Annotated in this window: 18 protein-coding genes; 6 read left to right on the top strand and 12 right to left on the bottom strand. The window is 44.3% G+C overall.

The window, feature by feature from the left end; translation table 11 throughout:
• Positions 1–305 precede the first annotated feature (305 nt).
• Positions 306–908 (bottom strand): thioredoxin family protein, encoded by a 603-nt coding sequence (locus QUB56_RS03465; RefSeq protein WP_332953200.1) that lies wholly within the window; start codon positions 906–908, stop codon positions 306–308.
• 177 nt (positions 909–1,085) lie between these two features.
• Between QUB56_RS03465 and QUB56_RS03460 the strand changes: the two genes are divergently transcribed.
• Together QUB56_RS03460 and QUB56_RS03455 are read left to right on the top strand one after the other, a co-directional pair.
• A complete protein-coding gene (locus tag QUB56_RS03460; protein ID WP_332953198.1) occupies positions 1,086–1,490 on the top strand; it encodes an NIL domain-containing protein in 405 nt (134 codons plus the stop codon).
• A 63-nt stretch (positions 1,491–1,553) separates the two neighbouring features.
• On the top strand, positions 1,554–1,997 hold the full coding sequence (locus QUB56_RS03455) for a hypothetical protein (protein ID WP_332953196.1): 444 nt from the start codon (positions 1,554–1,556) through the stop codon (positions 1,995–1,997).
• A 938-nt stretch (positions 1,998–2,935) separates the two neighbouring features.
• Here QUB56_RS03455 and QUB56_RS03450 read toward each other — a convergent pair.
• The 5 genes from QUB56_RS03450 to QUB56_RS03430 all read right to left on the bottom strand — a co-directional run bounded on the left by QUB56_RS03450 (position 2,936) and on the right by QUB56_RS03430 (position 8,517).
• Entirely contained in the window at positions 2,936–3,487 is a 552-nt protein-coding gene (locus tag QUB56_RS03450; protein WP_332953195.1) for a shikimate kinase, read from the bottom strand.
• 22 nt (positions 3,488–3,509) lie between these two features.
• Positions 3,510–4,394, bottom strand: coding sequence for a LapA family protein (locus QUB56_RS03445; RefSeq protein WP_332953194.1), 885 nt, complete (start codon positions 4,392–4,394; stop codon positions 3,510–3,512).
• A gap of 58 nt (positions 4,395–4,452) precedes the next feature.
• Positions 4,453–5,070, bottom strand: a complete 618-nt coding sequence (locus QUB56_RS03440) for a flavin prenyltransferase UbiX (RefSeq protein WP_332953192.1) — start codon at positions 5,068–5,070, stop codon at positions 4,453–4,455.
• Between the two features lie 404 nt (positions 5,071–5,474).
• Positions 5,475–7,841, bottom strand: a complete 2,367-nt coding sequence (locus QUB56_RS03435) for a ribonuclease R family protein (protein WP_332953190.1) — start codon at positions 7,839–7,841, stop codon at positions 5,475–5,477.
• Positions 7,842–8,340: 499 nt separating this feature from the next.
• Complete coding sequence (locus tag QUB56_RS03430; protein ID WP_332953189.1) at positions 8,341–8,517, bottom strand: hypothetical protein; 177 nt, start codon at positions 8,515–8,517, stop codon at positions 8,341–8,343.
• A 200-nt stretch (positions 8,518–8,717) separates the two neighbouring features.
• On the opposite strand from QUB56_RS03430, the gene QUB56_RS03425 reads away from it, so the two are divergent.
• Positions 8,718–9,689: a hypothetical protein gene (locus QUB56_RS03425; protein ID WP_332953188.1), complete on the top strand. Its 972-nt coding sequence runs from the start codon at positions 8,718–8,720 to the stop codon at positions 9,687–9,689.
• A gap of 247 nt (positions 9,690–9,936) precedes the next feature.
• Here the strand turns inward: QUB56_RS03425 and clpP are convergent, their stop codons facing one another.
• Positions 9,937–10,545, bottom strand: coding sequence for an ATP-dependent Clp endopeptidase proteolytic subunit ClpP (gene clpP, locus QUB56_RS03420; protein ID WP_332953187.1), 609 nt, complete (start codon positions 10,543–10,545; stop codon positions 9,937–9,939).
• A gap of 130 nt (positions 10,546–10,675) precedes the next feature.
• Between clpP and QUB56_RS03415 the strand changes: the two genes are divergently transcribed.
• Positions 10,676–10,810, top strand: coding sequence for a hypothetical protein (locus QUB56_RS03415; protein WP_332953185.1), 135 nt, complete (start codon positions 10,676–10,678; stop codon positions 10,808–10,810).
• Between the two features lie 2 nt (positions 10,811–10,812).
• Here QUB56_RS03415 and QUB56_RS37085 read toward each other — a convergent pair whose 3' ends face one another.
• Both QUB56_RS37085 and QUB56_RS03410 read right to left on the bottom strand, forming a co-directional pair.
• A complete protein-coding gene (locus QUB56_RS37085) occupies positions 10,813–10,920 on the bottom strand; it encodes a DUF433 domain-containing protein (protein ID WP_445243303.1) in 108 nt (35 codons plus the stop codon).
• Positions 10,917–11,135 carry a hypothetical protein gene (locus QUB56_RS03410; protein ID WP_332953184.1) on the bottom strand — a complete coding sequence of 73 codons (219 nt, stop codon included), beginning with the start codon at positions 11,133–11,135 and terminating at the stop codon, positions 10,917–10,919. The genes QUB56_RS37085 and QUB56_RS03410 overlap by 4 nt, the downstream gene beginning before the upstream one ends.
• Positions 11,136–11,317: 182 nt before the next feature.
• Here QUB56_RS03410 and QUB56_RS03405 point away from each other — a divergent pair, with 182 nt between their 5' ends.
• Positions 11,318–11,566 carry a hypothetical protein gene (locus QUB56_RS03405; RefSeq protein WP_332953182.1) on the top strand — a complete coding sequence of 83 codons (249 nt, stop codon included), beginning with the start codon at positions 11,318–11,320 and terminating at the stop codon, positions 11,564–11,566.
• Between the two features lie 888 nt (positions 11,567–12,454).
• Positions 12,455–13,048, top strand: coding sequence for a hypothetical protein (locus QUB56_RS03400; RefSeq protein WP_332953180.1), 594 nt, complete (start codon positions 12,455–12,457; stop codon positions 13,046–13,048).
• Positions 13,049–13,058: 10 nt separating this feature from the next.
• On the opposite strand, the gene QUB56_RS03395 is transcribed toward QUB56_RS03400, so the two are convergent.
• From QUB56_RS03395 to QUB56_RS03385, 3 genes are all read right to left on the bottom strand, one after another.
• On the bottom strand, positions 13,059–14,624 hold the full coding sequence (locus tag QUB56_RS03395) for a nuclease-related domain-containing protein (RefSeq protein ID WP_332953179.1): 1,566 nt from the start codon (positions 14,622–14,624) through the stop codon (positions 13,059–13,061).
• A 240-nt stretch (positions 14,625–14,864) separates the two neighbouring features.
• On the bottom strand, positions 14,865–16,079 hold the full coding sequence (locus QUB56_RS03390) for a heparan-alpha-glucosaminide N-acetyltransferase domain-containing protein (protein WP_332953178.1): 1,215 nt from the start codon (positions 16,077–16,079) through the stop codon (positions 14,865–14,867).
• Positions 16,080–16,175: 96 nt separating this feature from the next.
• Positions 16,176–17,588 (bottom strand): adenylate/guanylate cyclase domain-containing protein, encoded by a 1,413-nt coding sequence (locus tag QUB56_RS03385; protein WP_332953176.1) that lies wholly within the window; start codon positions 17,586–17,588, stop codon positions 16,176–16,178.
• Positions 17,589–17,593 lie beyond the last annotated feature (5 nt).

Raw genomic sequence — 17,593 nt, 5'->3', positions numbered from 1 at the left:
GGTGCCCAGCGTCTTAAATTTCTCTGGGGGGTGAGAGAATATCTACTGACGCACCTTACGAGGAGTATAATAAATCTTAATAAATTTTCCCAAAAGTTTTTGTGAATATTTCTTTAGAGGTAGTCGATCGCCCAAAATAGACAGCGAGAGAAGTTGCCAGGGGCTTTTGAATCTCTGTAAGTTATCGCAATCAGGAACAGGCAAGATGCCTGTTCCTAAAGTCTTCTTCCCTTTTCCCTCTTCCTTCTTCCTTCTTCCTTCTTTCTTCTTCCTTCTTCCTTCTTCCTTCTTCCTTCTTCCTTCTTTTACTGTACTTGACTGCCGTGGGCGCGGGGGTCGGAGCTACTTGTTTTCACAGGTCCTGTGGGGGGAGTAAAATTAGAAATTTGACCGCCAGCTTGGACGTGGGGCAGAGGTTTTCCTGCAATTAAAGCTTCTAAGTTATCTTCCATAATACTGCGCGGCATTTCGCCCATCGTTTCAGCAACGGCGCTGCCTTTATCGTTCAAATAGACAAAGTGCGGAATGCCGTCTACTCGATATTTTGTGATTTCTGGCAGCCATTTGTCATTGTCTACATTCAGCATTACAAAATTCAGCGGTTCGGCATATTTCTGTTTGATTTCGCTCAGATCGTTAGCCATTGCCTGACAGCTAGTACACCAATTAGCGTAAAATTCCATCAGCGTCGGCTTGCCGTTTGCTAAAGCTGTTTCTAGGGGTGCGGAGGTTTTTGCCATTTCGGTGAGGGTAGTTGTCGGCGTTTGAGTTCGCACCCCGAAGAATAGGGATATTGAAAGGGCGATCGCTGCTAACACGATCAATAAGTTTCTGAGGCGCGTGGCTACTTTTGTTTCGGGATTTTTGGCGGCGGGGGCGACTGTTGAGTTGGGCGAATTCTGGGTCATAAAATAGATTGCTGTTTTATTTCTAGGTTTTTATTGTTAATAATAAATTAAGATTATACCACATTTTGAGATAATCAGACCAATCTCACAAAAATTTTTGAAGAGCCCAGAATTAGACCAAGTGCGCTAAAACATAAGATAACAAAGATTGTTTGTAAATTACCGAGGACTTGCAGGGTGAAAAAACGGGTAACACTGACGTTTCCGCAACGATCGATCCAAATGCCTGTCACCTATCGACTCGCAAAGGATTTTAATGTGGCAGCCAACATTATCCGCGCTCAGGTGGCTCCGAACCAAGTGGGCAAACTGGTGCTAGAGTTATCAGGGGACATCGACCAACTAGAAGCCGCGATCGACTGGATGCGATCGCAAAACATCAGCGTTTCCCTAGCCAGCCGGGAAATACTCATAGACGAAGATATCTGCGTTCACTGCGGTTTGTGTACGGGCGTTTGCCCGACCGAAGCCTTGACCCTTGACGCAGAAAGCTTTAAACTAAGTTTTGCTCGATCGCGGTGTATCGTGTGCGAGCAGTGCATCCCTACCTGTCCCGTGCAAGCTATTTCTACTAACCTCTAGGCCCTGTACAAACTCATCGGGATCGTCATCTTTTTTTCCTGGTTCTCCTAAATTTGCCATCGGATGAAAAAAAACTCTTGGGTTTCCCTAACTCTACTTTTTGTTACTTATTTCACCTTTGGCTGGAAATTATCTGAGTTTGATGTTCCCCCGCACCTGACTTGGTTTTTAGCCCTAGCTTCAATTTTTGTGTTGGCTATCGTTTTGTCATTCCCGATGAGAAACACAAAAGCCTTAGTTAGGGGATGGTTTTCGAGTGATATGGGTGCTTTTCTTTCTATTATTGTAGGAGCTTTTCTGGCAGTGGTAATAGTTGCCTGGCTGCACCTTTTTGCTACTTGTTTACTCTTAATTTCAGCCGCAGCTTTGGCAAGACTCGATATTCAAATATCTGGTGGGAAAAATTGGCGGGCTTTTGTAATATTAACTACCATTTCTTTAGCAGGTGTGGCGTTGGGCGGAGCGATCGAGTTTTGGTTAAAAACCGGCAGGCTGGTATTCTCTTAATTGCGAAGGGGAAATTCACCCAACCAAATTCTACAACTCGCAACGGATATTTAGCAGAAAACTATCAGATCGCCCCTCAATAAATACAGCTCATTTTTTTTCAATCCCCCACCCCCGGATTAATGCCCCGTTCCGCGCCGCAATCATAGCAGTTTTCAAGCCTGGTGAGGTAAAGCTTGTCAATGGTCGATTCCCCGTTGCGCGTTACTAATTCCCAATTACCAATTACCGACAAACCTGGAGTGGAACTAAAAACCGCTATGGCAGTATTGAGGTGTAGCGACTGTTGCTCAAAATGTTATTTGCAAGATCCCGCAACTCAGGCAGCCAAAAACTCGATCGCAATAAAAAAGCAGCTTTAGAGAGCTGCTCGTCAGAATGCATGAGGTATTGTTTTTAGAATAGGACAGGTTGAATTCGATCGGTGCTGGGTTACATTTTTTGATACGGGAAAGTTGATGAGTGAATGGACGATCGTAAAATCGTCACATAGGAGGATAGCATCAATGCTAAATTTCCCGACAATCAAGTTAGCGTTTAACTGTCCTTGCGCCCTACAGCCCGTCAGCGGTGGGGCCATTTTATTTTTAGGGAGAACTCAATAGCCGACTTTAACGCATCAGACGAGTCTGCCATTAGTTTTTGTAGAAAATCTCCGCATCGCCACATCCTCATACTTATAAAACTTACGCATCGCATCCACTCAAACCCGGTTGATTCCCAAACATGGGGCGGTTAAACGGACACACGAGCGGCAAAAACCACTATTTTTAGCGAAGTCCTACGATTTTAGATTTTAGATTTTAGATTTTAGATTTTGGGAATGACTGAGGAAGCTTGTGGTTTGGATCTTGCGTCTGTTTGTATTATTTTTTGGAACTGATATCAAAAGTCCTTAGAAACCTGTTATTTTCTCAGAAACCCGGTTTGTGAATGTATCAATTGAGCTCGGGCGCGGTTTCTGGTTTGATAACTTTTTTGATTTCCTCGATCGCCCGACGCGCCACTTCTTCAGGTTTTTCGCCTCCACGAATGCAAACTCGGACATCTGCTTGAGTGTAGAAACGCTCTCGCTCGTTCAAAAGGCTTTGCAGCTTAGATTTGAGCTCCCCCTCCCGCAGTAGGGGTCGAGCGGTGTCCGAACCGAGTCTAGCGTACAGTTGATCTACAGGGACATCCAGCCAAACCACTACACCGTAGTGCAAGTAACCCCAATTCATCGATCGCCCCACAATGCCGCCGCCGGTAGCCACGACCGAATTTTTATAAGCAGACAACTCACCGAGCACTTTAGTTTCCAGTTCCCGAAAAGCATCTTCCCCTTCTCGATCGAAAATCTCAGCAATTGACTGATTAGCAACTCGAACAATTAGTTCATCAGTATCAAAAAAACGGTATTTTAATGTTTTTGCCAAAAGCCGCCCCACCGTTGTTTTTCCCGCACCCATCATCCCAACGAGATAGATATTCGCTCCCCTCAACAAATCCACCGCCAAATCCTCCCATATTTTTCTATTTTTTCAGGTTAATCGAGCCGCCACTGGAGCTATCGTCCTCCTCAAACTCATCATCCTCATCCAATCCCCAATCATCCTCTGTTTCTGCACTAGGATTTTTCGGTACTCCATCGGCGGGGTTAGGTATCGCCTCTTGCGGGGGAACAATCACCCGATAGTCTGCATCGTATACAGACTCAGTTTGCCCCACCCCAGACTGGTTTGGATCTCGATAGCCGTAAGAGTATACCGAGCCAGCCCAAGACTGGCTTTTGGGTTCCTGTTTAGCTTCGTAATCCCTCGGATTTGCCCCTGCAACGTCATTTACCCCAGGCTCGGCGGAAAAATCGCGATCGTCCCCCCAATCATCATCGCCGTCTTGAGAGCCGGATTTTGAGCCATCAGAAACCCAATCGTCCTCATCATCTGCCGTTTGATAAGTCCCCGATTGAGCGTAATCCTTGACCGCATCCGGGTTCGGAGTTTCTTGGTAGAAAGTCCGGGCACTGTAACCCGCCGACGTGCCGTACTCACTTCGGTAGGAACCAGCAGCCTGAGTTTGACTATTTTCCCTATTCAAAGCCGGGTCAATTTCCTGTTTTCTAGGAGGGGGAGGTGGCGTGTAAGGCGTTCTGCTGTCCTCTGGGAAAGTATCGGGACGGCTGCGACTCGATCGGCCGGTGCGGTCTCGCGTTGCAGATAGATAATTTGAAAAAGCGAGCAAACCAGAAATCAATAAAGATGTGAGAGCTCCCACCGCCATGCTCAGCAAAATCCAGATAGATAAGGGCACAGCAGGCGATCGAACACCCAAAAACACCAGCGATAAAGCCGGCTCCACATTTTGCAGGGCAAAAATAGTTAGCCCTACCACAATCACTAGCAAAAAAACAGGACGCATATCAAATTTTAATTTGTAAATGACTAATGACTAATAACTAATGACTAATGACTAATTATTAATCCTCTTCCTTCCAGCGTTTGAGAGGAACGCAATCAACCCCCAACTGGTCTAAAGCGCGAGCCACCACAAAGTCTACCAAATCTTCAATAGTTTGCGGATTGTGATACCAAGCGGGAATCGCTGGCACAATTCTAGCTCCAGCTTCTGCCAAGGTAGTCAAATTCCGCAAGTGAATCAAGCTAAAAGGCGTTTCCCGAGGCACAAGTACCAATTTTCTCCCTTCCTTGAGTTGAACGTCGGCCGCTCTTTCGAGCAAATCCGAGCTCAAGCCAGCCGCCAACTTGCCTAGTGTACTCATGCTACAGGGAATAATCATCATCCCTTGGGTGCGAAACGAGCCACTAGCAATATTAGCACCGACATCTTGCCACGGATGACACCGGAGTTTACCTGCTGTGGGTACTCCTGCTTGTTCCCGCCAGAATTCCTCTTGCAGAGTCGGTTCTGCAGGCATTCGGATGTTCTGTTCGCTTTGCCAAACCATGTAAGTAGACTTAGAAGCGACCAGTTCAATAGCTCGATCGGCCTCCAAGAGAAACTTCAGAGTTCGCACCGCATAAATCAGTCCTGATGCACCGGTAACTCCTACAATGAGGGGGTAGTTATTCGTCATTAGTTATTTGTTAGTTGACGGCTGACTGTTGTTAGTAATTAGTTGTTATATCAAATCTGTTAGCATCGGAATTCTTCATTTATCTCTTCTCTTAATCTGCGTGTATCAGCGTCAATCCCTTGTCATCTGCGGTCCGACAAATTCTCTTTTTTTCACCGCAGATACAGGCAGATTAACACAGATTAACGCAGATAAATTATATAAATTCAGGTTGCACCGTCCGTGATTGTTGAGTTTTGACTGGATTTGATGCCCGACGATGCTACCGGATTGGATATTAGCCCTTAATTATTTTTTGATGATTGCTGAGTATAGTTGGCAGCCAACTTATTAATACTTAGTTGCTAGATCGTGACAACTAAGTATTGATAAAAGTTAACTGTCAACTGTCAACTGTCAGCTAACTATTCATCATCATCAAAAGCTTGGCTGCCACCACCAACTGCAACTAAATCAATTTGCTGGCGGTAGTAGTCAACACTCTTGACTTGAACTTCTACCCGATCGCCCAAACGGTACTGATTGCGGTTTTTGCGGCCCACCAGAGTTTGCTGGCGCGATCGATATTCGTACCAGTCATCCTTCAGCGAAGAAACGTGCACCAATCCCTCAACACGCAAGATGTCGCTCTCGGGCGGCCGCACCTCAATTTCCACAAAGAAACCGTAAGACTGCACGCCAGTAATCAAACCCTGGAAAGTTTGACCGGTGCGTTCTTTCATCAATCCGGTTTTCTTCAATCCCTGCAAATCGCTTTCAGCGTCTTCAGCAACTCTTTCGCGTTCGGTTAGGTGTACTACTACCGATGCAAACTCAGTCTCAAATTCGTGGTGCAAGTCTGGGGGGAGAACGTTCCAAGTAATTTGACCGTGACAGGAGGAATGGTGCAAGTCAACTTTTTCCTTAGCCCGTGTTGTGCGGCTGCTGCGGCCTTGCTCGAACACCGCTTGCAACACCCGCAGCACCAGCAAATCGGCGTAGCGGGAAAGCGGCGAAGTGCAGCGCGTGTAACCCTCTGACAGCGCCAAACCGAAGTGCGGCTTGGGAGTTGTGCTGTAAACAGCGGGCTTCATGGTGTCCTCTAGCAGATAGGTGAGAACTCTTTCGGACTTGAGCCCGGCAAACTGCTGGGTAAATCGCTGAAAGTCAAAGGGCAGAACTTCTTCTTCGCTTTCGAGATACAGTTCGCCTCCGAGGTTGTTCGAGAGTTTGATGAACTCTTGAATGTCTGCCGGGTCTGGCATCGGCTGGACGCGGTAGATTGCTGGGACTCCCAAGGCTTGCAGGTGAGTGGCGACAGCTTGGTTGGCGAGTACAACCAACTCGGAGACCGCCGACTGGGCGGGGGGAGCGACTGCAAAAGCTCCTAATTCGCCTTCGTCGTCGAAGTGAGAGTTAGCGTCGGGCAAATTTAGTTCAAAAGCTCCCCGCTTGAGCCTTGCCTGTCTGGCAGCCTTTGAGGCCGCCCCTATTTGATCGAGGAAAGGACGGAGGGCGGAGGATAAAGGGTGCTCTTGGGCCTCGCCTGGTTCGAGAATTGCTTGAGCTTGCTGGTAGGTGAGGTGGTAGTCAATTTGAATGACGCTGGTTTGAATTTCGTATTCTAGGAGTTCTCCTGATTCGTCTACGGTGAGCAGTATGCTGAAGGCCAGCCGTTCGGTATCTGGCAGCAGAGAGCAGCGCTCGTTGAGGATTTCTGGCAGTACGGCGATGATTTTTTCTCCCAGATGGGCGGCAGTGCCTCGCTTGCGGGCTTCGCGGTCGATCGGGGTTTCTGGCTGTACGTACTCGGCGGCGTCGCTGATGTGGATTCCTACTTGCCAGCCGCCGGACTTCAGGGTTTCGATCGACAAAGCGCGTTCCACTGGCGGATCGGACAGGAATGATGTCGGGTCAAACTCGTTTTCGGCTGCTCCTTCGGAGAGATTTTCCTCCTGGGCTTGGGCCGCATCGTTTTCGCTGTTGGTTGTTGCCGGTTCGTTTTTGCTGAAGGTAACAGTCAGGATGTTACGCAAGTCTAGCCGTTTTTTGATGTCGGTTTTTTTGACTTTGCTGGGCAAATTTTCTGCTGCTTTGATGACGGCGGCGGGGAAGGATCGCGGCAAGTCGTGTTTGCAGCATACGATGTCGAGGTCGTCAGCGGCTTCGGCGTCGGAACCGAGTACCTGTACGACTTTGCCGACTGGTCGATGGGTGCCGAGGGGGTAGCGTTTGACTTCGACGTGTACTAGGTGGTCGATCGCCTCTTGGAGATTTGTGCCGTTTGGGAGCAAGTCTAGTTCAAACAGCAGGCGATCGTCCAGGGGGATTGCTCTGTAGCTGAGGCGGCCGGTGGGAGTGGATGTTTGCTTGACTCGCGCCAGTACCGAGGGGTTGGCGCGTTCGAGGATGAGCATGACTTCGCCTTCGGGCGAGCGGCGGCGGCTACCTTCTTTGATGATTTTGACTAAGACTCGATCGCCATTCCAAGCTGTCGAGAGGTGACTTTCCCGCACGTAAACGTCTTCTGAGCCTTCAGCGTCTTGAATAGCAAAGCAAAATCCTTTGCTCGAACAGCGCAGTTTTGCTTCTACTACGTCGTCTTCAGCTACTCGGCGATAGCGGCCTTTGTCTTTGACTAATATGCCAATTTTCTCTAGAGCTTCTAATGCGATTTGAAGTTTGAGTTGACTGGTGGCGTCGTTGCAGTCGAGTTTTTTCTCCAATGCTTTAGGGGCCACTAATTTGTCTTCTGTAAAATTTGCCAGCAGTGCAGCGATAGAAAATTCCATGTAGCGATCGATCCTCTTGTTTCCAGCAATTAGTCTTATTTTGGCGAAATCAGCCGCACCCCCTCGGGCCGGAAGCTGTGCCTGCTTCCCAACAACTGCACGGGTTAATAGGTGGAGACGCGAGCACAGCCACCTTGTTTGAGCGCGAGGATTTTTTGATATTCTCTCCCGACACCGGCTTCGTGCTAATTGTCTGCTGTCTGTCTTGAACTGACTGCTGACGGTTCAGAAAACAGTCCCGCACGCTATTACCCAATACAATTTTTTAGCGTTGGTTTGTTTGCTTTTAGGTCAGCAGCGCCGAGCACTTCGCGAATTAGAAAGCCCCTGTCGGTTCTTAAAAGATGGCTCGATACTGAAAGCAATGGCTTGAGTCGAGGATGAGCAGATGGAGAGATTGAGAGCGAGAAAATTTGCATTTCTTCCTTCTGCCTTGTTCCTTCTGCCTTGTTCCTTCTTCCTTTTGAAGTGCCTCTTGCCTCTTGCTTTAGCAAAGAATTTACCGGATCGAGGCAAAATTGCTAGTACCTCGCTGCTGCGATGCCCCTGTTTTTTGCACGCGATCTGCCCTTGCGGACGGAGGTGCAACGAGCGGGTCGGGAGCAATCTGTGCTGTAGAAAGTGCAAGGTACACAAAACCGGAGACTTTTACTACTTTTGCTAGTTGCTGTGTCATCTCCTATAGGTAGAAATGACGCCCGATGCTTGTTAGCTTAAACCGCTGGATGTGGGATGGGGTTTAGTGGCGTGAAAGGTTGCGCGGATGACTCACCTTTAATTTATTGTATGTTGAATAGGTGCTTTCAGAAAATTGTTTTCTTAGGGCTGTACTACACTTAAGTCATAAGCCCCTTCTGGTTTCGGGGTCAAAAAATTATGTTTGCTGAATTTCGCGCCCTTTATCCCGCTGGACAGTTAATCTGTGAGTTGCTGACTGTTCATCACGGTAAGTTTGTTGTTCGCTGTCTGGTTCAGGTTGACGGCCAAACTCTTGCTACGGCTATGTCTGCTGCTGAGTCTGTTGAGGATGCTGAAGACCGCGCCCGGTTGCGAGCGATCGCTGTCCTCGGATTTGCTGCGCCCGATCGTCCCAGCGCCAGTGTTTCTCCCGCTCCGGTTGCTCCGGTTGCTCCGGTTGCTCCGGTTGCTCCGGTTGCTGCTGTTCCCGTTCCCCCGACCGATGCTGTTCCCGTTCCGCTTGGGCCTGCTCTTGCTCCTCTTCCTGTTCTAGAAATGCCTGTTGCCGACAAATTGCCCTTACCACATCCCAGCAATTTTGTCAAGACGGAAGCGAAATTAAATGAAGAGCCGATCGCACCTGTAGCGGAACCGCTGCCGCCAACGGTCGATCGGGCGGAGGCTACTGGATTTGTACCGAAGCAGTTAGACTCGGACGCTTGGCTTTCTTCCAGCTACGGCGAACCGATCGCCCAACTGGATGTGCCGACTGCTAGCCAAAGTGAACTGCTACAGGGTGCGGCCCAAGTCAGGGAATTGCAACCGATCGCGGTGGGAATCCCGAGCGATGCGATCGAGGATAATTCTGATACGATCGCCCATATAGAGGCAATCCTCAGGCGCTTGAAATGGACTAAGAAACAAGAAACTGACTGTCTCGAACACAATTACGGCAAGTCGTCCCAGAGAGAGCTTTCTAGCGAACAGTTGGTGGACTTCCTAGAATATCTGGAAATCTACAGCAGAACCACTGAGGAAATCCAGCGGTTGAAGTGGACTCCCAGCCAAGGAAAAGATTATCTCAAACAAGGTTATGGCAAAGAAGCGCGCCATTTCTTAAATCAAGAAGAATTGCTCGACTTCCTGCAATATCTCGAATCTTTGCCTTAGTAATTATGTAGGGTGATCCGTGGGCACCCTACAGAAACGGGTTTCTAAGTGTTGTGTTTTTTTGAAAAAAAGCTACATATAGCAGTTTTCAATTCTATGAAATACAGTAGTGACACCGGGCACGGCGCCGTGTCCAGCGCCCGATATCTGTAATTAATTCACTCAACTGAAAACTGCTATATGACCGTTAAAAATTAAAAATCAAAAATGAAGAATATTTCCCCATTTTTGATTTTTAACTTTTCATTTAGACGACAGCGGCGATCGGTCTGCTGGCAGAAGGACGGCGATCGATCACTTGATCGACTAATCCGTAGTCCTTTGCTTCTTCAGCAGACATGAAGAAATCCCGTTCGGTATCTTCTTCAATCCGGGAAAGCGGCTGACCGGTATGGTTGGCAAGATGTTCGTTCAGGCGGCGTTTGTGGTACAAAATCTCTTTGGCCTGAATTTCAATATCGGTTGCTTGGCCTTGAGCTCCGCCTAGAGGTTGGTGGATCATAATCCGGGAGTGAGGCAAACTCATCCGCTTGCCTTTAGCGCCGGCACTCAACAGAAAAGCGCCCATGCTGGCTGCTAAACCGAGACAAATAGTGCAAATGTCGGGGCGGATGTGGTTCATCGTGTCAAAAATGCCCATACCTGCTGTTACCGAACCCCCTGGGGAGTTGATATAGAGGTAAATATCTTTCTCCGGATCTTCGGCGTCTAAAAATAGCAATTGGGCAACGATCAGGTTAGCCAAGTCTGAGTCAACCTGTTGGCCCAAGAAGACGATGCGATCGCGCAGGAGTCGCGAGTAAAGGTCAAAAGCGCGTTCGCCGCGACCGGATTGTTCTATAACTGTTGGGATCATTGACGCCTGCCTGCCTATTACGTATCTTTTTTTAATTTTAGCGATTTGGGTTCATTTATAGTTAGGGAGGGGTGGCGCGCGATCGAGAAATCGGCAAAATCCTTTAGCTGGGCGGGGTTGGGGCGGTAATTTGTGGAAGTTGTGGCGGGGATGCGATCGGAAATCCGATCCAAGCGCGATCGAGGTTGAGGAAGTCGACATCAATCAACGTTGTTATGTGGCGATCGTATCATTGCCAGAACTCAAATCGCTCGATCGGCGCTGACACTAGGAAAATGGTCTAGAAACTCCGCAGGGCGAATCACCAGCTTCGAGACAATCAAGCAGAGTTTTCATCGGGACCCGAGTGCCGATGACACAAGATTTCCCCCTCAAATGTCGGGGTCGTTATGAACGATAGTAGCTGCGTATTGCAAAGAAAAGGTTGTGACATCAAGACAATCTTCCTCAGTCCAGGTATCACTTGGCTCGACTAGAGCGAGATTTGGCTGTGATAACTCGTTGAGGATAAGAGTTGCCCAGCGCAGCGGCTCTGTTAGTAATAAAGTGCGGACAACTTGGATATAGATTTCTTGAGCAGTGGTCGGCATAATACATCATCCTGCCTTGAAATTTAACCTAAACTGGTGTTCCGATCGGAAGATCGATCGCCCTTATCTCATATCATTAGAAGTGCGATCGGCAATCCTTCCGTTAATGCCCTCCGCCGTTCTGGATTTGCCGTGACCCATTGAATGAATTGCTCATCGGTAACATTAAGTCAATCAAACTAATGAATAAAGATTTTTGGATTGAACATCTCAAGAAAAAAGAAGTTTTTGAAAGAGCCTATGTCTATGCTATTTACTACCAAATCAAAGAAGATGCCTACTGCAACTTTATTGAAATAACTTACTACCGACAAAATAAAAAAAACTATTTAAAGAAATTAAAATTTCTCTTAAATATCCCAGTTTATATGAACCCGAAACAGCATTTTCATTTTATCTGCCCAAATCAGATATGTTCTTCAGGAGAATGATATACACTCCCTTCAAAGACTTAGTAATCAAATTTATTTTTGTATCTGTCTTAGCTGAATTATTGGATTTTATGTTTGTTCGGAATTGCTTTTCACATCGTTTTGATAGAAAGTTTGAAAAAAATCAGAAATCCAAGGGATATTTATATAAGCCTTACTATGAAGGATTTAAAGAATTTATAGCTTGGCAATTAGCCCAAGTCGAAAATAGCAGTTGTCTGCTTAAAACAGACATTTCATCTTTTTACGATTCTATATCTCATGAATATCTCCTGTCAGCAATTTCCCGAAAACTCAACATAAGTAATGAAAGTCATTTTATAATTCTCTTTAGTAAGACGTTGAAATTCACAAGTTGTTACAATTCAATAGTGGATGGAAAATTATGTGAAACATACAATACCCAAGGTATACCGATCGGCAATTCAGCCGAAGGCTTTATAGCCAACCAATATATTACTACATGAAGTTGAGGAAGCCTTATTTAATTTAGGTGTAAAATTTGGCAGATATGTAGATGATTTTCGCTTTTTTTTTACCAACAATAAAAATGAATCATTAAAAGCTTTAATAATTTTACAAGAATTTCTGCTAAAAATAGGACTAAATTTAAATACTTCCAAAACCCAAATTATAGAAGCTCAAGAAAAAATCATTGAATTCATCAAACATTCAAATAGAAGTGGAGTTTATGGAAGGCCGTGTGAAGAAGAGGATTATCCTCAAAATAAGCCCGAAAAAAAGCTAGATAAAACCCAAATTATTAAAGAAATTGATCCTCAAAAAGCAAGCAACCAATATGAGAAATTATATTTTTCAAAATATCCCAAAAAAGTTCTAAAAATAGACGATTTTGATGAAGATAAAGCAGAAAAATTCTGTATTTTTATGAATAAAATTAAACTGAATGCAAAATTAGAAAATCAAACATTTACTAAGCAGATGGAATGTTTGTATATATTGTCCAAAAAGTACCCAAAATATTGGAAGAGTTACTCTTGGTTGTTTGTAAAATTTATAGCACTAGATTATAGTAATGATATTCAAAAAATCAGCTTTCAATATCTTTTTAAAGTATTTGATGATAAAGATGTTAATATTTTTATCAAAACTATAATTATTCATCACCTGGTTAAGCCACGAAAGGGGGCGCTAACCTATATAGAAAGAATAGGGATAAATACAAAACTCAGAAATAGAATTATTGAACATATAACTAAGCTAATGAAAATTAGTTGTATCGCATTGCAGTTGAATTGTCTATATGCTTACTATCTGATTTTCAGAAGAGATGGCGATCATGGACATTTGCAAGACTTTGTCTCTCATAACTTAAAACGTCCAATACCAAAACCGATCCAACAGGCTGTTTATCAGATAGGAACTTTATATGAAAATCATTCTCCCCGGTTAGCTTCTTTTGAAGAGATTTTGGAAGAGAGTGAAATAGAATATGAATCTGAAGGCTTGAATTCTCAGTAAAATTCCAATCTTAAAAGTCAATATCTCGATCGGGAGGTTCATAAACAACAAGAAAGCTTTTTGCTCTTGTTGCTCCAACATATCTGTCTGCGATATCCCAATTGCTTGGTATCAATTTCTTTTCTTTTTCAAAAAATAACATGATAACATCACTTTCCAAGCCCTTATACATCCCTATATTAGACCACTGAATAGTATTTTTATCTTTATTAAATGAATAGGGTTTAAGCTCAAAACGATCGATATGCGAATATTGTGAAAGTATGGACTTAGATGATAAATACATATCAGTTAATATGACAATCTGATTGGGGGAAACATGATGATTATTCACTAGATTGGTAATATCTTCTTCTAAGAAAATAAATATGTCGTCTGTATCTTCATATACCCGAGACTCTACATCTATTCCTTTCATTAAGGAACTCTTTATTGCATGAGTACAGGAGACAAATGGCTCTGCATATTTGAATATTTTGTCAGTATTTCGACAATTTTTATCTAAAACAGTCGGGTGTACTTGAAGGGCAAATTTATTTGCATTTTTTGAAATTTTTTGATTACTATCTTGGAAAATGTAGAATATCCCATCATCTGGAATCAACTTTTTCAAATAATTAGTTTCCTTAAACTCAAAATCTTGTCCTTCATCAAGGATAATTGCTGTAAAGTCAAATGTTAACTGAGATTTTCTTGGGTATATTTCTTCAAAACTCGAAACTATACAGTACCCACTTTTAATTTCATCTTGTAAAGAAGCAGCGAGATAAAGGGAAAGGTTATTAGATTTACAAATTACAAGTGTTTTAACCAGATGTTGGCATAACCTTCTTGCTTTTTCTATTGCCAACTGAGTCTTCCCTGAACCAGCACAGCCCAGAACAATACACTGAAGATGGAACGACAAATTATTCAAGATATCGAATTGCTGTTCTGTTAATTGAAGAATTTCTTGGTTGTTTTCACCAATATCATTAGCAATATATTTTTTTAACACTGTACTGGGAAATATGAGGTTAATGATTGAATCTGTCCGCTGCTCTCCAAGTTTTATAAAAACTTTCTCTGCTTTATAGTAGTAATCGAAAACAGAAAATATCCAGCCACTAATATTTCCTAACTGAGGACGTAAAAGTAATATTTCTTGAGGTGCTTCAGAGGGTAGATTGTTTACCACGTCATCAATATCAGGAAAAGCCACACAATGTCCAATACAAAAATCTTTATTTTCAAATTCGTTGTATTTATTGAGAAACTTCAAAAATCTAAACTTAATTTGTTTGGCTTGTTCAAAAGGAGATATCTTCATCTTGTCTTTGTTCTGATACCAAGCCATGTTTACGGGATCGTAGCTTATCTTCCCTCCTTTAGCTTCTACTATAAGAATACCTCTATCGGGATGAATAATGATGAAGTCAGCTTCCCTATCTTCAATGACATATCCGATGTGCTGCCAGCAGGCTCCATGAAAAACAACGTAATCATCACTCAGATTTTTTTCAAAAATTTGGAAGAGAGTCTTTTCTGCGTAGCTCTGAGTTCTTGATGATAATTTTTTAGGAATCATTCTTGCCATAACTATTCACCTCTTCTCTTTTTAAATGACTACTACTTTGTTGATAAGTTTTTATATACTAGTTGGAGGATAACTTTTATGGGTGTATATTACTGCAAAAGGCTTTTGTATGTCAAGCCCCACTAACTACTACTTGCCATAGGAAGTCTGCCTTTCAAGTATCTGGCACCTGGCACACTCCGATTTAAGTAGATCGGGCGTTACCCATAAAAGAGTTATATCCACTACATACCAAACTACTCAAATTTTAATCGCCCAACCACGGCGGTACATTCCATACAAAATTAACCACCAAAATAAGACCGCAGTCACGGCAAACGCTAGGGAACCATTCAGCGGCCCCGCCCACGGTACAAACCAGTTTTCATAAATCCAAGTGTAGGTAGTTGGAGCAGTTTCCCCGCTGCCGATATGAGTTTTTAAGAGAATTCTGGCGACAATACCAGAAGCGACAAACAGGAAAATTGCATTCAATCCCATGATTTCAAACGGCCTCCCCCATTGCCAACCTCGCACTTCAATTGTTTCGTAGCAAGCTGCTAGCAATAGCAAGGCCCAACCAGCAGTAAAAACTACATAAGAACTTGTCCAAAGTTGTTTGTTGATCGGAAATAAAAATCCCCACAAGTGGCCGATTACCACGCAACTGAGGCCGCAGATTGCTAAGTTGATACTGGTGCGGGTTTTGATTGGCTGTACTCGCAGCCATTCTCCGGTAAAGTAGCCGATCAGGACTGTGACAACTGCGGGTAAGGTACTCAACAATCCTTCCGGGTCGAAGGGGCCGCCTTTGTACAGGTGTTGGCTACCGAGAATTAGCCGATCGACATATCCTCCTAAATTTCCTTCTGGCGTGAGGGCGCCGGCAGTGTACCCCCCTACAGCAAATGCGGTTAATGCACCCCAATAGCCCAAAAGCACGGCAACAGCGAGCAGTTTTTGATGGCGGGGGGAAAGGTTGAGAATGGCGATCGCACTGATAAAATAAGCTAAGCTGATGCGCTGCAATACTCCCATGATGCGGATTTTACCGAAGTTTTCCACGGGGGCGCTGTTGAGAAGTACGTCAAGGGCGATCGAAGATGTATTTAGCAGCAATCCTAATATAAATAGAATCGCAGCGCGGCGCGCAATTCGCCAGTAAATATTTGAAGCAGGAAGCAGGAAGCAGGAAGCAGGTTTTTTATCAGCGTTTTTTTGTGCCTCTGTTTCTAACAACTGGGATTTGGCGGCGCCGGATTTTTTAGCAGTTTGAGTGTATTTTGACAGCGAGAAAGACATCGCGCAGCCAACGATAAACAGGAAAAAGGGAAATACTAAGTCTGTCGGCGTACAGCCGTGCCATTCTGCGTGTTCTAGCGGCGGATACACCTGTTCCCAACTGCCTGGGTTGTTCACTAGAATCATCGAGGCGATCGCAATTCCGCGAAAAACATCAAGGGATTTTAAGCGCATGGGGGAGAAGGGAGAAGATAGAAGGAAGAGGTTCGAGGGAAGAAATAAAAACTACTAATTATCAATAATAAATTACCCATTACCCATTACCCTTAACTAAATTTCAATTTCTTCCAGAGTCATAATTAGTGCATTCTTCATCAATATACCGCAGCGTTCTGCATAAAAAGATGCTGCCTTATCAGACTTGTTGACTTGCAATACGCGCCGAAACATTCGCCTTGCTTGCGCGAATTGCTGCTGGTAGTATAAAAAAATTCCCTGTTCAAAATAAGTTTGAGTTTGTGATTTTAGGTCGATCATTGTCTCCGAGTCGCCGTCGTAAATTTCAAAGACACCAACAGGTGTTTTTTTTCCTTTTACTTGAACGCGATCGAGAAACCGGCACTTGTAATGTTGAGGATCGTCTAGCCGGCAAAGGGTTTGCACGCTAGCTACAATACCAACTCCATAAAGCTTTGTCAATCCTTCCACACGGGAAGCTAAATTAACGGCATCAGAAATCACCGTACTTTCCATTCGTTCCGCTTCGCCAATCGTACCTAACATTAAAGTCCCCGTATGCAAACCAATGCCGAGTGCAATAGGTTGATAGCCGCTATTTTGCCTATGTATGTTATAAATTTTAACTTGGTGCTGCATCTCAATTGCTGCTTGCACAGCATCTTCAGCCCTGTTAGGAAACAAAGCCATAATCCCGTCACCAATGTATTTATCGATAAAACCATTGTACTGACGGATAACTGGGCCAACTCGGCTTAAGTAAGAGTTGATAAAATCAAAGTTTTGTTGGGGAGACATACTTTCTGAAAGACTTGTAAATGAGCGAATGTCTGCAAACATAATCGTCATTTCTGCCTGTACAGAGTCTCCCAATCTCGCATCAACAATGCTTTCTATTTTAAGAAATCTTAAAAATTCGCGGGGGACAAAGCGGGCGGAAGCTGCTGCAATTTTTTCGAGTTCGCTTTTGCTGGCTTCGATTTGAGTCAGGGAGCGAAATGCTCTCAGTGCTGTTACTACCGTCGTAAATAACTTTTTGTTTGTCAGTTCTGTTTTAGTTTTGTAATCGTTAATATCGTAGCTGACAATTACTACATCTTCTGGGACTTGTCCCGGCTGTCCAGTGCGTAAAATAATCCGCACTATCTGATTGTCTAAAATATCGCGGATGTATTTTACTACTTCCAAGCCTGCCTCTTCTGTTTCCATAACTACATCGAGTAAAATCAATGCTATATCTGGATGGGCTTGGATCATTTCTTTGGCTTCTTTGCCTGAGTAAGCGCTAATAAATGTGATGAGCTTGTTTTCAAATGTAAAGTCTTTTAAGGCTAGTTTTGTAATATTGTGAATTTCTATTTCATCGTCTACAATTAATATTTTCCAACTGGCTTCTATCGGCTTTTCTTCCACCTCGTCTTCTTCGGCAAATATTAATTCATCGTCGCCCGCCGCTGTTAATTCGTCATCGCCCCCAGCCAACAGGTTTTTACTAGTTTGTGACATTTATC

The organism is Microcoleus sp. AR_TQ3_B6 (assembly GCF_036702785.1).
Taxonomy (GTDB): Bacteria; Cyanobacteriota; Cyanobacteriia; order Cyanobacteriales; family Microcoleaceae; genus Microcoleus.
Note: the sequence above shows the minus strand (reverse complement) of the source record. Positions and strands in the feature narration are given on the sequence as shown.

Excerpts from the sequence above, each read along its gene's own strand:
- QUB56_RS03465 (WP_332953200.1), bottom strand. The coding sequence starts at position 908 with ATGACCCAGAATTCGCCCAACTCAACAGTCGCCCCCGCCGCCAAAAAT.
- QUB56_RS03455 (WP_332953196.1), top strand. The coding sequence starts at position 1,554 with ATGAAAAAAAACTCTTGGGTTTCCCTAACTCTACTTTTTGTTACTTAT.
- QUB56_RS03445 (WP_332953194.1), bottom strand. The coding sequence starts at position 4,394 with ATGCGTCCTGTTTTTTTGCTAGTGATTGTGGTAGGGCTAACTATTTTT.
- QUB56_RS03440 (WP_332953192.1), bottom strand. The coding sequence starts at position 5,070 with ATGACGAATAACTACCCCCTCATTGTAGGAGTTACCGGTGCATCAGGA.
- QUB56_RS03435 (WP_332953190.1), bottom strand. The coding sequence starts at position 7,841 with ATGGAATTTTCTATCGCTGCACTGCTGGCAAATTTTACAGAAGACAAA.
- QUB56_RS03430 (WP_332953189.1), bottom strand. The coding sequence starts at position 8,517 with ATGACACAGCAACTAGCAAAAGTAGTAAAAGTCTCCGGTTTTGTGTAC.
- QUB56_RS03425 (WP_332953188.1), top strand. The coding sequence starts at position 8,718 with ATGTTTGCTGAATTTCGCGCCCTTTATCCCGCTGGACAGTTAATCTGT.
- clpP (WP_332953187.1), bottom strand. The coding sequence starts at position 10,545 with ATGATCCCAACAGTTATAGAACAATCCGGTCGCGGCGAACGCGCTTTT.
- QUB56_RS03410 (WP_332953184.1), bottom strand. The coding sequence starts at position 11,135 with ATGCCGACCACTGCTCAAGAAATCTATATCCAAGTTGTCCGCACTTTA.
- QUB56_RS03405 (WP_332953182.1), top strand. The coding sequence starts at position 11,318 with ATGAATAAAGATTTTTGGATTGAACATCTCAAGAAAAAAGAAGTTTTT.
- QUB56_RS03400 (WP_332953180.1), top strand. The coding sequence starts at position 12,455 with ATGAATAAAATTAAACTGAATGCAAAATTAGAAAATCAAACATTTACT.
- QUB56_RS03395 (WP_332953179.1), bottom strand. The coding sequence starts at position 14,624 with ATGGCAAGAATGATTCCTAAAAAATTATCATCAAGAACTCAGAGCTAC.
- QUB56_RS03390 (WP_332953178.1), bottom strand. The coding sequence starts at position 16,079 with ATGCGCTTAAAATCCCTTGATGTTTTTCGCGGAATTGCGATCGCCTCG.
- QUB56_RS03385 (WP_332953176.1), bottom strand. The coding sequence starts at position 17,588 with ATGTCACAAACTAGTAAAAACCTGTTGGCTGGGGGCGATGACGAATTA.